This is a genomic window from Burkholderia pseudomultivorans, assembly GCF_902499075.1.
GTDB classification, from domain to species: domain Bacteria; phylum Pseudomonadota; class Gammaproteobacteria; order Burkholderiales; family Burkholderiaceae; genus Burkholderia; species Burkholderia pseudomultivorans.
In genome coordinates, this window is the sequence record NZ_CABVPP010000033.1 from 62,644 (window position 1) to 76,334 (window position 13,691).

The 13,691-nt window shown below is 69.1% G+C and carries 10 protein-coding genes and 1 pseudogene; 5 read left to right on the top strand and 6 right to left on the bottom strand.

All coding sequences use genetic code 11. The annotated features are described in order from the left end of the window. The first annotated feature begins 98 nt into the window (after window positions 1-98). From BST28156_RS20940 to BST28156_RS20955, 4 genes are all read left to right on the top strand, one after another. Complete coding sequence (locus BST28156_RS20940) at window positions 99-1,406, top strand: MFS transporter (RefSeq protein WP_060241692.1); 1,308 nt, start codon at window positions 99-101, stop codon at window positions 1,404-1,406. 31 nt (window positions 1,407-1,437) lie between these two features. Then, entirely contained in the window at window positions 1,438-2,700 is a 1,263-nt protein-coding gene (locus tag BST28156_RS20945) for a Zn-dependent hydrolase (protein WP_174903291.1), read from the top strand. A 31-nt stretch (window positions 2,701-2,731) separates the two neighbouring features. Further along, window positions 2,732-3,754: a histone deacetylase family protein gene (locus BST28156_RS20950; RefSeq protein WP_174903292.1), complete on the top strand. Its 1,023-nt coding sequence runs from the start codon at window positions 2,732-2,734 to the stop codon at window positions 3,752-3,754. Window positions 3,755-3,891: 137 nt separating this feature from the next. Beyond that, the gene (locus BST28156_RS20955) at window positions 3,892-4,185 is read left to right on the top strand and encodes a hypothetical protein (protein WP_174903293.1); all 294 of its coding nucleotides are present in this window, start codon (window positions 3,892-3,894) and stop codon (window positions 4,183-4,185) included. 109 nt (window positions 4,186-4,294) lie between these two features. Here BST28156_RS20955 and BST28156_RS20960 read toward each other — a convergent pair whose 3' ends face one another. The 6 genes from BST28156_RS20960 to BST28156_RS20985 all read right to left on the bottom strand — a co-directional run bounded on the left by BST28156_RS20960 (window position 4,295) and on the right by BST28156_RS20985 (window position 12,254). Beyond that, on the bottom strand, window positions 4,295-5,773 hold the full coding sequence (locus tag BST28156_RS20960) for a sensor domain-containing diguanylate cyclase (RefSeq protein WP_060241700.1): 1,479 nt from the start codon (window positions 5,771-5,773) through the stop codon (window positions 4,295-4,297). Between the two features lie 132 nt (window positions 5,774-5,905). Further along, entirely contained in the window at window positions 5,906-6,868 is a 963-nt protein-coding gene (locus BST28156_RS20965; protein ID WP_060242190.1) for a Csu type fimbrial protein, read from the bottom strand. Further along, window positions 6,865-9,147, bottom strand: coding sequence for a fimbria/pilus outer membrane usher protein (locus tag BST28156_RS20970; RefSeq protein WP_437341298.1), 2,283 nt, complete (start codon window positions 9,145-9,147; stop codon window positions 6,865-6,867). The genes BST28156_RS20965 and BST28156_RS20970 overlap by 4 nt, the downstream gene beginning before the upstream one ends. 85 nt (window positions 9,148-9,232) lie before the next feature. After that, the gene (locus BST28156_RS20975; RefSeq protein WP_174903295.1) at window positions 9,233-9,952 is read right to left on the bottom strand and encodes a fimbrial biogenesis chaperone; all 720 of its coding nucleotides are present in this window, start codon (window positions 9,950-9,952) and stop codon (window positions 9,233-9,235) included. Window positions 9,953-9,967: 15 nt separating this feature from the next. Continuing rightward, window positions 9,968-10,450: a Csu type fimbrial protein gene (locus BST28156_RS20980; RefSeq protein WP_174903296.1), complete on the bottom strand. Its 483-nt coding sequence runs from the start codon at window positions 10,448-10,450 to the stop codon at window positions 9,968-9,970. A 601-nt stretch (window positions 10,451-11,051) separates the two neighbouring features. Then, window positions 11,052-12,254 carry an MFS transporter gene (locus BST28156_RS20985; protein ID WP_174903297.1) on the bottom strand — a complete coding sequence of 401 codons (1,203 nt, stop codon included), beginning with the start codon at window positions 12,252-12,254 and terminating at the stop codon, window positions 11,052-11,054. 901 nt (window positions 12,255-13,155) lie between these two features. On the opposite strand from BST28156_RS20985, the pseudogene BST28156_RS20990 reads away from it, so the two are divergent. Continuing rightward, window positions 13,156-13,691, top strand: a pseudogene (locus BST28156_RS20990) (hypothetical protein); the annotation flags it as partial.

Below are 13,691 nucleotides of genomic sequence, written 5' to 3' on the forward strand. Positions count from 1 at the left end.
AAGGAGGGGCGCCGCATCGTGCGGCGCGAGGCCGCACGAGACGGCCGGCCATCACGATAGGGCGTGCCGCTTCGACGCGGTGCGCATCAGGAGCACGCATGACCCAGTCCCTTCCTCCCGCCCGCCAGCCTGCGCGCGCGGCGACCGCCGCCTTCATCGGCACGATGATCGAGTGGTACGACTTCTACATCTACGCGACCGCCGCCGCGCTCGTGTTCGGCGAGCTGTATTTCCCGTCGCACGATCCGTTCGTCAGCACGATGGCGTCGTTCGCGACCTTCGCGGTCGGCTTTTTCGCGCGGCCGCTCGGCGGCATCGTGTTCGGCCATCTCGGCGACCGCATCGGCCGCAAGAAGGCGCTGATGACGACGCTGATGATGATGGGCGTCGCGACCGTCTGCGTCGGGCTGCTGCCCGATTATTCGAAAGTCGGCGTGCTCGCGCCGGTGCTGCTCGTCGCGCTGCGCATCGTGCAGGGGATCGCGGTCGGCGGCGAGTGGGGCGGCGCGGTGCTGATGGCCGGCGAGCACGCGCCGCAAGGGCGCCGCACGTTCTTCGCGTCGTTCGCGCAGCTCGGCAGCCCGGCCGGGCTGATCCTGTCGCTGGTCGCATTTCGCGCGGTCACGTCGATGGACAAGGCCGATTTCCTCGCCTGGGGCTGGCGCCTGCCGTTTCTGGCCAGCTCGGTGCTGCTGGTGGTCGGCATCCTGATCCGGCTCGGCGTGAACGAGTCGCCGGAATTCGCGCGCGTGAAGGAAGCGAACCGCACGGTGAAGCTGCCGGTCGCCGAGGTGTTCCGCTCCGCGTGGGGGCTGGTGCTGCTGTGCATCGGCGCGAACACGATCGGGATCGCGGGCGTCTATTTCACCAACACGTTCATGATCGCGTACACGACGCAGTACGTCGGCGTGTCGCGTTCGCTGATCCTCGACAGCCTGTTCGCGGTCGCGATCATCCAGTTCGTCGCGCAGCCGATTGCCGCGTGGATTGCCGAACGCATCGGCGGTGCGCGCTTCCTGAAGCTCGCGGCGCTGCTCGCGATGCTGTCGCCGTATCCGATGTTCGTGCTCGTGCAGGGCGGCACGTCCGCGTCGCTCGTGACGGGCATCGCGCTCGCGGTCGTGTGCATGTCGGGCTTCTACTCGGTGATCGCGGGCTTCGTCAGCGGCGTATTCCCCGCACACGTGCGCTACTCGGCGATCTCGCTCGCATACCAGATCTGCGGCGCGGTCGCGGGCGGCCTGACGCCGCTGGTCGGCACGTGGCTCGCGCATCGCTTCGCGGGCCAGTGGTGGCCGCTCGCGGTGTTCTACACGTGCCTGGCCGGCATCTCGCTGCTGTGCATCGTCGCGCTCGACGCGCGCCGCGCCGCGCGGCCGGCCGCCGAAGCGGTCGGCTCGCACTGAGTGTCAACGAACGAAGTCATCCGGAGTCCCTATGAAAGATCTGTTGGAAATCGACGGCGCCCGCCTGTGGCAGAGCCTGACGGACATGGCGCGCATCGGCGCGACGCCGCGCGGCGGCGTGCGGCGGCTCGCGCTCACCGAAGAGGACCGGCGCGGCCGCGAGCTGTTCGCGCAGTGGTGTCGCGACGCGGGCATGACGGTCGGCGTCGACGCGGTCGGCAACCTGTTCGCGCGGCGCGACGGCGCCGATGCGCAGGCCGCGCCGGTCGTGATCGGCAGCCATCTCGACACGCAGCCCGAAGGCGGCCGGTTCGACGGCGTCTATGGCGTGCTCGCCGGGCTCGAACTCGTGCGCACGCTGAACGACGCGGGCATCGTGACCGACAAGCCGCTCGAGATCGTGTCGTGGACCAACGAGGAGGGCGCGCGCTTCGCGCCGGCGATGCTCGGCTCGGCGGTGTTTACGGGCGCGCTGCCGCTCGACGAAGCGCTCGCGAAGCAGGACGCCGACGGCATCACGCTCGGCGCGGCGCTCGACGCGTGCGGCTGCCGCGCGACGCGTGCGACCGGCGGCGCAGTGGATGCGTATTTCGAAGCGCATATCGAACAGGGGCCGGTGCTCGAAGCGAACGGCACGACGATCGGCGTCGTCACGGGCGGGCAGGCGATCCGCTGGCTCGACGTGCGCGTGACGGGCGTGGCCGCGCACGCGGGCACGACGCCGATGCCGTACCGCAAGGATGCCTATTTCGCGAGCGCGCAGATGGCGCTCGAACTCGAACGGATCGTCGCCGGCTTTGCGCCGCGCGGGCTCGCGACGATCGGGCAGGTCGGGATCCGCAACGCGTCGCGCAACACGATTGCCGGCGACGTGACGTTCACCGTCGACCTGCGCCATCACGACGATGCGCAAGTCGACGCGATGGAGCGCGAGCTGCGCGACGCATACGCGCGCGTGGCCGCCGCGCGCGGCGTGCAGGTCGCGATCGACACCTGCTGGCGCAGCCCCGCGACGCCGTTCGATCGCGACTGCGTCGAGCTCGTCGCGCAGGCGGCTGCCGCGTTCGGTTATACGAACGAGCGGATCGTCAGCGGCGCCGGGCACGATGCGATCCTGCTCGCGCGCCGTTATCCGACCGCGATGGTGTTCATTCCGTGCGTCGACGGGCTGTCGCACAACGAGGCCGAGGACGCGCTGCCCGACGACGTGACGCGCGGCACCAACGTGCTGCTGAATGCGGTGCTTGCGCGTGCCGGCGTCGCGGCGCATGCCGCGGCCGCACGCAGCGCATGACGCGCTTCACCGACACGAACGAGGACGATCGATGAAAACCTATTTCCATCCCGAACAACTGTTGCACCATCCGCGCACCTACCTGTCGCGCGGCCAGATGCGCTCGCCGCAGGAAGTGCCCGAGCGCGCCGCGCGTCTGGTCGCGGCCGTGCGCGGGCTCGACTTCGACGTGCGCGAACCGGCCGACCGCGGCACGGCGCCGATCGCGGCCGTGCACGACATGAACTACCTGCGCTTTCTCGAGGACGCGCATCGCGACTGGAAGCGGATGCCCGACGACTGGGGCGACGAAGTGATGTCGAACATCTTCGTGCGCGACCCGAATCCGCTGCGCGGCGTGCTCGCGAAGGCCGCGCGCTATCTCGCCGACGGCAGCTGCCCGGTCGGCGCGAACACGTGGCGGGCCGCCTACTGGTCCGCGCAGAGCGCGCTTGCGGCGGCGGCGGACGTGAACGACGGCGCGCGCGACGCGTATGCGCTGTGCCGGCCGCCCGGCCATCACGCGCGCCGCGATGCGGCCGGCGGCTTCTGCTACCTGAACAACGCGGCGATCGCCGCGCAGGCGCTGCTCGGCCGCCATCGCCGCGTTGCGATCCTGGACACCGACATGCATCACGGCCAGGGCGTGCAGGAAATCTTCTACGGCCGCGACGACGTGCTGTACGTGTCGATCCACGGCGATCCGACCAACTTCTATCCGGTCGTCGTGGGCTACGAGGAGGAGACGGGCGCCGGCGCGGGCGACGGCTTCAACCTGAACCTGCCGATGCCGCACGGTGCGCCGGAGTCGGTGTTTTTCGAGCGGCTCGACGACGCGCTGCGCGCGCTCGCGCGCTTCGAGCCCGATGCGCTGGTGCTCGCGCTCGGCTTCGACATCTACAAGGACGATCCGCAGTCGCAGGTCGCGGTGACGACCGACGGTTTCGGGCGGCTGGGCGGCGCGATCGGCGCGCTCGGGCTGCCGACGGTGATCGTGCAGGAGGGCGGCTATCACCTCGAAAGCCTCGACGCGAACGCGCGGGCGTTCTTCGGCGGGTTCGCCGCCGCGCGCTGACCCAGCCGGACGGTTCGCATCGCACAGCGCTGCGGCGCGAACCGGGGCCGGATCGCAGGCCCGTGCATTCAAGTTTTCCGCTGGCGTGCCGTCAATTCGCGCGTACGCTGGACGAATGCACGAAGGAGGGTCGAGCGATGAACGCCTGCGGACGAATCAGGTGCGCGATCGCGCTCGCGGTGCTGGGCGCAGGGTCGCTCGCGTGCCGGGCCGATCCGTCGATTCCGCTCCGGGTCAGTCTGACGATCCCGGAAACCTGCACGATCGCGCCGGCGGCCGCGCAGCCGGGGGCCGGCACGGACCAGCCGGGCGTCAGCTGCACGCACGGCACGCCGTTCGTGCTGAGTCATGCTCCGGCGCCCGATTCGCGCTCGGCACCGCCGCGCAGCATCGGCGCGGGTGCGCCGCCCGCATGGACCGTCACGTTCTGAATCGAGGATCGCGTCGCGGTCGTTGCCTGTCGTCAGCGCCGGCATCGCGCCGTACACGGTCACGACGTCGCAGCTGCAGTAGCGATGGCGACCTGCAAACGGCTTGCGCTCATGCCGCGTGCCGGGCGCTGGAAATCTTGTTTCGACCGCTTGCCTTCGCGTAGTACAACGCCTCGTCTGCGGCCTTGATGATCGCCCCGGGATCGTCGTCGTGTTCGGGTGTCCAGCTGGCCAGACCGATACTGGCAGTGACGCGGCCATATTCGCTGCCGGCGTGCTCGAGGCCCAGTTCGTTGATGGCGATCCGGATGCGCTCGGCGATCTCTGCCGCACCGTTCTCCGACGTGTCGGGCAGCAACACGACGAATTCTTCGCCGCCATAGCGGGCGGCGACATCCGCCGGCCGACGGATGCTGTCGCCGATGCAGCGTGCGACAGCGGCGAGCGCGTCGTCGCCGGCTTGATGGCCGTACGTGTCGTTATAGGCCTTGAAGCGATCCACGTCGACGAAGAGCAACGAGAAGACCGAACGCATGCGACGTGCGCGGCGCCACTCCCGGTCAAGAACTTCTCCGAAGCTGCGGCGGTTGTCCAGGCCGGTCAGGCCGTCGGTGCGCGCGAGCAAAATCAGTTCGGACTCGGCCCGCATCCGGCGTCGGAGCTGGGCGCCGAGCAATACGGAAAGCGCGATGAAAGCAGCACCGAACGTCGCGACGAGGGCGCCGATGGTCACTGCGCGCCGACGCCATGCCGCATAAATGTCCTGTTCGGCTTCGGCGACCATGAGAATCAAGGGCAGGTGCGGCAAGGTCTTGAAGTAATACAGACGACGCACGCCATCGATCGACGATTTCTCGAGAAAGGAGCCTTCGGGCTCGCTGCGGAATCGGCGGAAGGTTGCGGCTTGACTGATGTCTCGCCCGACGGTGTGTGTGTCGTACGGCTGGCGCATGACCATGATGCCGTCGGTGCCGATCAGCGAGATCGATCCGTGCGGACCCAGAGCCAGGCCGGCGAACAGCTTGTGGAAATACTCGAGGTTGATGGCGATCAACGCGACGCCGGCGAATGAGCCGTCCGGGTTCGAGATGCGGCGGGTCAGCGCGATGCTCGGCGTGCCGCCGCGCAGCCGCGATTCGAATGGATCGCTGATGTAAAGCCCGACATCGTCTCGATCGCGGTGGACCGTGAAGTACTTGCGATCCGCGAAATTGCCTTTGCGCGGCATATCGTTCTGCGAGTCGAGAACGATATTGCCGTGTGCGTCGAGGACCAGCATCGAGCCCAGGTATTGGGCGGTCATCGCGTGATCGAACAGCACGCCGCGGCGCAATGCGGGCGAAGCGGCCATCACGTCCGGGCGCTGAACCCCCTGACTGACCGCTTCGAGCGAAAGGTTGTAGAGCTCGAAATTGCGGGAGATGTCGCGTTCGGCGACCAGCACCAGGTTATGTGAAGTCTCGCGCGCCCGATCGAGCGCGTCGTTCCGGCTCTGGAACAGCTGCAATATGCAAAGCCCCATGAGCGCACATGCGATTAACACCCCGATGGCGACGACATAATGAGGCGCTGACGAGCGGGCTTGCATCCGTTTCCTCGATGGGGGCGCCAATGCGCCGTTATTGTCGGTTTGCTGGTTCGGATACTAAAAAAAGCGCGTGCGGCGTGCAAGCGAGGCAGACCCGGAGTCGCACCATCGCCGGCTGCCTGCGATTTTCCGCTAGAAGCTGATCGTCGCGGTGATCGTGTCGCTGTAGTTGCCGGGCGCGGGCGTCGTCTGCGCGGGCACCGCGCCGTACACGGTCACCGCCTGCGAGGTCCCGGTGCCGACGCCCGTGACCGTCGTGCTGCCGCCGGTGCCGTCGCCCCACGCGATCGAGTGCGCGGCATCCGTATAGAGCCCGTAGCCGATCGTGCCGCCCCCGCCGCTGCGCTGCATCTGGCGCGCCGTCACGTTGCCGCTGCTGCCGCCGTTCAGCGCGATCTTCCACGCGTCGCCGTTGGTGCACTGCGCGGTGATCGAGCCGGTCGCCGCGAGCGCGCCCGACAGCACGCTGGCAGTGCCGAAGTTCACGTTGGTCGCGCTGATGTTGCAGTTGTTGACGACGGTCGCGCTCGCGCTGAACGGAAAGGTGCCGTTCGACGTGGTCAGCGATGCGCAGGTCGGCGCGGCGAGCAGGTAGAAGCCGGCGTTGATCGACGTCGTGTTGCCGCCGAACTGCTGCGAGTAGGTCGTGCTGCTGTTGCCGGTGGTCGGCACGGTCGGCTGGTTCCCGGCGATCTGGCCGTAGACGGTGACCGTCGCGCTCGCGCTCGTGCCGAGCGCCGGCTTGGCCAGCGTGACGGACAGCGGCGTCGTGCCGGAATAGACCGAACCCCACGCGACCGAATGAGCAGCGTCCTGGTACAGGTCGTACTGCATCGCGTTGCTGCCGTTGACGAGGCTGCGCGGGCTCGTGCCGCCGAGATTCAGGCAGACGAGCACGTTCGGCGTCAGCGTGACGGCCGACCACGTGCAGGTGACGCTGACGGTGCCCGTCGCGGCCACCGACGCGCGCGAAATCGGGCTGACCGAGCCGAAGCTCAGGTTCGACGCGGTCGCCGTGCAGGTCTCGGCCTGCGCGTGACGCGGCACGCCGCACCAGGCGGCGATCGCGACGAGAAGCAGCAGCACGCGTCTCATCGCGTCGCTCGGCACGTGAGCGGCCCGACGGTCGGCAGCGTGCCGTTGCCGGGCGCGGTGAACGCGAATTCCGTTTCGCAGTGCTGCGAGCCGTAGTCGATCACGAGATGGTTGTCCTCCTTCAGTCCGTCGACGAACGTGAGCCCGTCGTAGCCGACGATCGTGTTCGCGCCGCTCTCGACGTGGTGCACGCGCGCGCCGGCCGGCAGCGCGCGGCCGGCATCGTCGTGCAGGATCACCGACGCCGCGCGATAGCGCGACACGCCGAAATGCGCGACGACGCCCGATTGCGCCTGCGGCACCACGGTCATCGACGTGCGCGCGAGCCGCGCGTCGGCGGGCAGCTTCATCGCGTCGATCGCGATCTGGTTGTTCTGGTACGCGTTCAGGTCGGGCACGAGCAGGTGGCCCGCGCGATCGGTCGTGCCGATCACGCGGTTCTCGTGCAGCACCGGGATGCCCGCGACGCCGTCGGTCGACACGAGCGCGAAGCCGTCGTCGATGCGGCGCGACAGTTGCAGGCTGCGATCCATCAGCACGACCGCGCCGCTCACGTCGAGCGATGCGCCGGTCTGGCGGTCGAGGCTTTGCGCGCCCGCGATCACTTCGCCGGCATGACCGAGATAGCGCAGCTGCGCCTGCCGGTACGGCACCGCGCCCGTGCCGCCGGTCTGCACGCCCCAGCCCCAGCCGCCGTCGTAGTCGGGCGGGCGGCTCGCGTCGACGGTGTAGTTCGACTGGCCCTGCTGGCGGCCGACCGTCGCGTTGATCGACGTATTGCGGCCGAGCCCGATGTTCAGCGACACGAACGCGCCGTTCGCGCCGTGCTGCGCGAAGTCGCGGTACGCGCTGACGCTCAGCGACGCGAGATCGCCGAGGCCGAGCGTGTACGACACCGTGCCGATCCGCGCGCTCGGCCCCTGCGGCAGCCGGAAGCCGATATAGCTGAGCGACAGCGTCTGGCGATGCAGGAACGGCAGCGCGAAGGTCGCCTGGTCGGTCGCCGACGGCACCGGCGTGCCGTCGCGCGAAGCCAGGTCGCCATAGCGGCCGAACGCGCGGGTCGTCTGCGCATTGATCGAGAAGCGCGGCTCGATCAGCTGGTAGCCGACGCTGACCTGCGTGCCCGGATAGCGGCCGGCGCTGCCCGCGACCGCGCCGCTCACGACGCCCGCGTGGCCGAGCCGCATCAGCGCGCCGACGCCGGCATTGAGCAGGCCGCCGGTCGCCTCGGCATGGCCTTCGACGGTCAGCGCATCGCTGACGCCGCGCCGCATCGATCCGCTGACGACCGGCCGCGCATCGTAGTCGAACGACTGCAGTGCATAGTTGCGGCGCAGGAAACCGGCCTCGAACGAATAGCTCGACAGCCCCGCCGCGAGCATTCGCGTATCGACATAGAGCGGCACCGAGGTCGCGACCGTGCGCCCGAGCGCGTCGCGCGTGATGACGGTCGCCTGGCCGGCGCCGGTGATGCCCGGCACGTCGTGGATGATGAACGGGCCGCTCGGCACGCTGCCGCTGTACTGGCGCACGTTGTTGATGTACAGGTCGACCGCGGACGGCACGGCGGCGGAGCCCGACAGCGACGGAATCGGGAACGTCACGAGGTCGGGGCGCAGCGCGAAGTTGCTGCGCCACTGGAAGCCGCCGAGGCGGACCGAGCGCGTCCATGCGAGCGAGCCCGAGATCGCGTCGCCGATCTGCGTGGTGCTCGGCCGTGCCGGGTCCGAGCGGCTCCACGACGTGTCGAAGCGCGTATAGCGCCGCTGGCCGTTGTAGAAGTAGGCGGTGCCCGTGTTGTTGAATACGCCGTGCGGGTCGAAGTAGCGCAGGTCGGTGTACAGCGAGAACTGCTGCGCGCCGATCGTCTGCGCATACGCCTCGTAGTTGATCACGAGGCCGCGCGACGCGCTGGCCGCCTGCGTGGCCGGCAACGCGCGGCTGTCGAGCGCGTACGGGCGCCGCAGCTTGTCGGGCATCCGCAGGTCGACGATCTGGCGCGCCGCGTCGTAGCGGTAGCTGAGGCCGGCGATCGAGTCGAGGTCGACGGTTGCCGCATCGGCGATGCCGAGCCGGTCGGTCGCGAAGCCGATCGCGCGCAGGTCGGCGCCGCTCGCGGACAGATGGCCGTCGCGTTCGACGAAGTGCGCGAGCAGCGCCGTGTCGTCGCCGTTGACGCTCACGCCGAGGATCACTTCGTGCGTGCCGTCGGCCATCACGAGGCCCGCCGGTTCGTCCGCGCGTGCGGCGCCGAGCGCGAGCAGGCCGCCCGCCACCACGGCCGCGAAGGCGGCGCGCGACGCACGTCGCGGCGCGCGGCGGCGTGGGGCAGGGGACGAGGCCGGGAGACGCACCGGCCGGTCAGCCCGGCGGCTCCACCGCGACCACCGCGCTGGCCGGTTGCGAATTGACCGCCGCGCGCACCGTCACCTTGCCGGCGAGCGAGACGCCGGCCGGCAGCGGCACGCTCCACTGGCCGGTGCGGCCCGCGAGCGCATAGCCGAGCAGCCCGCGCGTGAGCGGATACGCGCGGCCGTCGGCGGTCACGAGTTCGACCGACGCCAGTTGCGCGCGTCGCGCGCCGACGTTGCGCACGCGCAGCAGCCAGTCGCCGTTGTGGCGCAGCAGCGTCCAGTCGAGCTGCGGCGCGCCGTCGGCTGCCGGTTCGACGAACACCGGGATCGAGTAGCGCAGCCGGATCGCGACGCCGCTGGTCGGCGCCTCGCCGGGCTGCGGCAGTTCGTCGATCAGCAGCCGGTAGCTCTGCTCGGTGCCCGACGGCGCGTGCGACGCGCGCACGACGCGGATCAGTTGGTCCGACTGCGTCGCGACCTGGATCAGCGGCGGGCTCGCGACGAGATCCTGCGTCGGGGTCAGCGTGTCCTGGCCGTCGACCTGATCCCAGTGGAACACGCGCACCTGTCCGTACACGGGGCGGCTGCCCGGATTGCGCAGTGTGATGCCGGTCGCCGTATCGTCCGCGGCGAACTCGATCGATACGGGGGAAATCTGCAGCGACGCGGCATGCGCGGCGCCGGCCGCGCACAGCAGCGCGGCGAGCGTTCGACGAAAAACGGTCATGCGAAGCGGCGTGCGTCAGAAGTAGACGGTGGCGGTCACGGTCGTCTGGTACGTGTCGGGCTTCGGCGTCGCCTGCGCGGGCACCTGGCCGTAGACAGTCAGCGCCTGCGCGGCGCCCGTGCCGGTGCCGGCCACCGTGTTGGTGCCTTGCGTGTTGCCCCAGATCGTCGTGCGTCCCGCGTCCTGGTAGAGCTGGAAGCCGACGGTGGTCGTCGTGTTGCCCGTCGCCGTGCCGGCCATCAGGCGGCTTGCCACGCTCGAGCCGGTGACCGAGCCCGCGTCGAGGCCGACGTTGTACGGCGTCGTGTTGGTACAGGTGACGTTGACGGTCGTCTGCTGGTTGACCGCGGTCGCGAGCACGCCGTTGGTGCCGAAGTTCAGCGGGGTCGCGGCGATCGTGCAGTTCGGTTGCAAGGTCAGCGTGACGTTGAAGGTGGCAGTCGCGGTGCCGTTCGAATAGGTGGCTGCCACGGCGGGAGACTGAAGGCCGATTGACATCGCGAGCGTTAATGTCGTGGAAGCAATGGCGAGTTTCACGCGGATCCCTCATCGATCGGATTTTGATTGGATTTATGCCGCGCGTTGCGTGCCGCGGTACGGTAAATCCTGATACGAATCGACCGGTCTTTCAATCTTATCGGCGATGCTGTTTCATTTTGTTACAGTCGACATGGCCGATCGCTGAACGGTTCAGGAAAACATTGCCTTTTCCGATTCCGGGGCTCGATGGTGAGAAGAAATATTTTCTTTGTTTGCGGTAATTTATGCGAGCCTGATGCGGGGTGCGACACGATTTTCCCGTATGGTGCGGTGCATTGTGGCTATCGGGCTGGATTGGGTAATTCCCGGCGGAAAAGTCCTGGGTTCGGCGGATATTCCGTTTGAATCAGTTTCAGTAAGCGGATCAATCGGGTTTTTAATTGATGGCGGGCGGAATTGTCGATATTCCGATTCCGCGGATTGTATTGACGACGAATTCGATCGGAAAGCGGAAGTCGGCCCGATTGCACCGCGACCGGTATTGCGACGTGGGTGGTCTGGCGCCGGCCGACGCGCGCGCCGATACCGGCCGCGCGCGCGCGGTCGCCATCGCGGCGATTTACGAATTCGCGGCGACCGTCACGTTGCGGCGCTGCGCGATCTGCAACAAGACCAGCACGAGCCCGGCCGCGGCGATCAGGCCGCCGACGAGCGGCACCGCCGCGTAGCCGAAGCCGGCCGAGATTGCCGCGCCGCCAGCTGCCGCGCCCAGCGCATTGCCGAGGTTGAACGCGCCGATGTTGACGGCCGAAGCGAGGCCCGGCGCTTCGGCGGCGGCGCGCATCACGCGCATCTGCAGCGGCGGCACGACCGCGAACGTCGCGACGCCCCACACCAGCAGCGTCGCGGCGACGCCGACATGCGAGCCGGCGAGCAGCGGGAACGCGGCCATCGTCGCGATCAGCAGCACCAGGAAGGCGATCAGGCTGCCGTCGAGCGAACGGTCCGCGAGGCGTCCGCCCGCGATGTTGCCGATCGAGAAGCCGACGCCGATCAGCACCAGCATCGCAGTCACGAAGCCGGGCGTCGCGCCGCTCAGGTGTTCGAGCGTCGGCGCGACATAGGTGTACAGCGTGAACATCGCGCCGGCGCCGAGCACCGTGGTCGCGAGCGCGCCGAGCACGACCGGGCGCGTGAGCACCGAGAGTTCGGCGCGCAGGTCCGGCATCCTGCCGGCTTCGCCCTTCGGCAATGCGGCGAGAAGCCCGGCGATCGCGATCAGGCCGAGGCCTGCCGTCGCCGCGAACGACATCCGCCAGCCGATGATCTGGCCGAGCCAGGTCGCGGCCGGCACGCCGCCGACGTTCGCGATCGTGAGGCCCATGAACATCGTCGCGACGGCGCTGGCCTGCTTGTCGCGCGGCACGAGGCTGGCGGCGACGACCGATCCGAGCCCGAAGAACGCGCCGTGATTGAGACTCGTGACGAGTCGCGCGAGCAGCAGCGTCGTGTAGTTCGGCGCGACGGCCGACAGCAGGTTGCCGATCGCGAAGATCGTCATCAGCGCGATCAGCGCCGAGCGGCGCGGCCAGCGCGCGAGCAGCAGCGTCATCAGCGGCGCGCCGGCCATCACGCCGATCGCGTATGCGCTGATCAGCATGCCGGCCTGCGGAATCGACACGTGCACGCCGTCGGCGATCACGGGCAGCAGGCCCATCGGCGAAAACTCGGTCGTGCCGATGCCGAACGCGCCGGCGGCGAGCGCCAGCAGCGGCAGGGCGCCGCCGCCGGGGCGGGAAGGAGAGGAAGTCGGGGCGTTCATGCGCGGGCTCCTGGAAACGGTGGACAACGGCGTCGCGCGCCGTCGGGGACAGGGCGCAGTGTGCCTGCATCACTTTTGTGAAAAAAGCCGTGTCAGGACGAAATTATCTTGATTTGAATTCAACAATATGTGACCGGTGCGGGGCCGCGCGAAGGCCGCAGGTGCGGCGCTCGCGAGTGCGTTGCGGGGTGTCGTGCTTGCCGAGCATCGTCGCGCGAGCGGTGCGGGGCGCGTGTGTGCAACGGCCGCTCGTCAGCGAAAGGTCGATGCAGGCTGGCCGACGCGAAGTCGCCGTTCGATATTGGGCATTGGCCCGCGCCGGCGTGAACTGCGCGTTCGGCGACGCAACCGGCCAGCGTTCGTGCGGCGATGGCCTGTCGACGTGCGGTCGGTGCACCGCCGGCCGGCAGCGATGCGGTGGCGCAGGCATCGCTGCAATCGGCCGGAAAGCCTTGCCAACCGGGCCGCGGGCAAAAAATACCCCGGCCACAGGGGGACCGTGGCCGGGGCAAAAAAAGCATCCTCTCTTTGGCACGAGGGTGGGATGCGCGCGAAGTATATTTCGGTCCATAACAATTCGAACCGGCGTTAAACGGCCGTTTTTGGTGCCAATTTAAAAACACGACCGGAAGCGCATGCCGTGTCGGCAAATTGAAATATTTTTCGGGAACCCGGCGCTGCTGTTGAGTCGGTGCCGGGGCGGCGGTCGCGTGAGGGCGTGTCGGCCTGCCTGGCGCGGTTGCGTCGCAGTCGGCAACCAGGGCGGGGCGGTGGCGGGGCTGAAGCCCGACGCGATCGTGCGCGATCCGCGGCGGGGACGGCGGAGCGTCGCGCGAGTGCGCTGCGCACGATGTCCGGCTAACGCGCGAAGCGGTGAGGTCGGGGTGGCCGGGATCGACGCATGGCGGTGGCGCCGTCGTCGATTTTCGTGACCGCCGGTGCCGGATCTGCGTTACCCGTTTCGAAGCGTCGCTGTCGATCTCGTCGTCGCCATCGAGCGATCGTGCACGGCAGGCTGTCGTGCACGCAGAGATTCGATTGGCAGGGAACGCAGGCGAACAGGCGGGTCGCGTCGCGCGATTGCCGGCATCGCGCGACGCGAGGTGCGGCCGATCAGTTGGCCGCGGGCGCGCTGGCGCCGGACGGCGCGGACGGCGTCGCCGGGGCGGTATTCGCGGGCGTCGACGCGTTGCCCGCCGGCGCGGGCGAGGTATCGGCCGGCGCGGGCGTCGCGGAGGCCGGTGCAGGCGCGGTCGACTCGGAGGCCGGCGTCGCCGCGGCAGGTGCCGGAACGGACGGCGCGGCGGCCGGTTTCGTCACCGGACCTGAAGCCGCGGCCGGCGCCGGCGCGGAAGCGGGCGCGGGCGCCGATGCCGGCGCAGACACCGAACCGGACGCCGAACCGGGAGCCGAAGCGGACGCCGGTGCCGCAGGAAC

Coding starts and splice junctions, on each gene's coding strand:
- BST28156_RS20980 (WP_174903296.1), bottom strand. CDS start 10,450: ATGTCAATCGGCCTTCAGTCTCCCGCCGTGGCAGCCACCTATTCGAAC.
- BST28156_RS20950 (WP_174903292.1), top strand. CDS start 2,732: ATGAAAACCTATTTCCATCCCGAACAACTGTTGCACCATCCGCGCACC.
- BST28156_RS20955 (WP_174903293.1), top strand. CDS start 3,892: ATGAACGCCTGCGGACGAATCAGGTGCGCGATCGCGCTCGCGGTGCTG.
- BST28156_RS20965 (WP_060242190.1), bottom strand. CDS start 6,868: ATGAGACGCGTGCTGCTGCTTCTCGTCGCGATCGCCGCCTGGTGCGGC.
- BST28156_RS20975 (WP_174903295.1), bottom strand. CDS start 9,952: ATGACCGTTTTTCGTCGAACGCTCGCCGCGCTGCTGTGCGCGGCCGGC.
- BST28156_RS20960 (WP_060241700.1), bottom strand. CDS start 5,773: ATGCAAGCCCGCTCGTCAGCGCCTCATTATGTCGTCGCCATCGGGGTG.
- BST28156_RS20945 (WP_174903291.1), top strand. CDS start 1,438: ATGAAAGATCTGTTGGAAATCGACGGCGCCCGCCTGTGGCAGAGCCTG.
- BST28156_RS20940 (WP_060241692.1), top strand. CDS start 99: ATGACCCAGTCCCTTCCTCCCGCCCGCCAGCCTGCGCGCGCGGCGACC.
- BST28156_RS20985 (WP_174903297.1), bottom strand. CDS start 12,254: ATGAACGCCCCGACTTCCTCTCCTTCCCGCCCCGGCGGCGGCGCCCTG.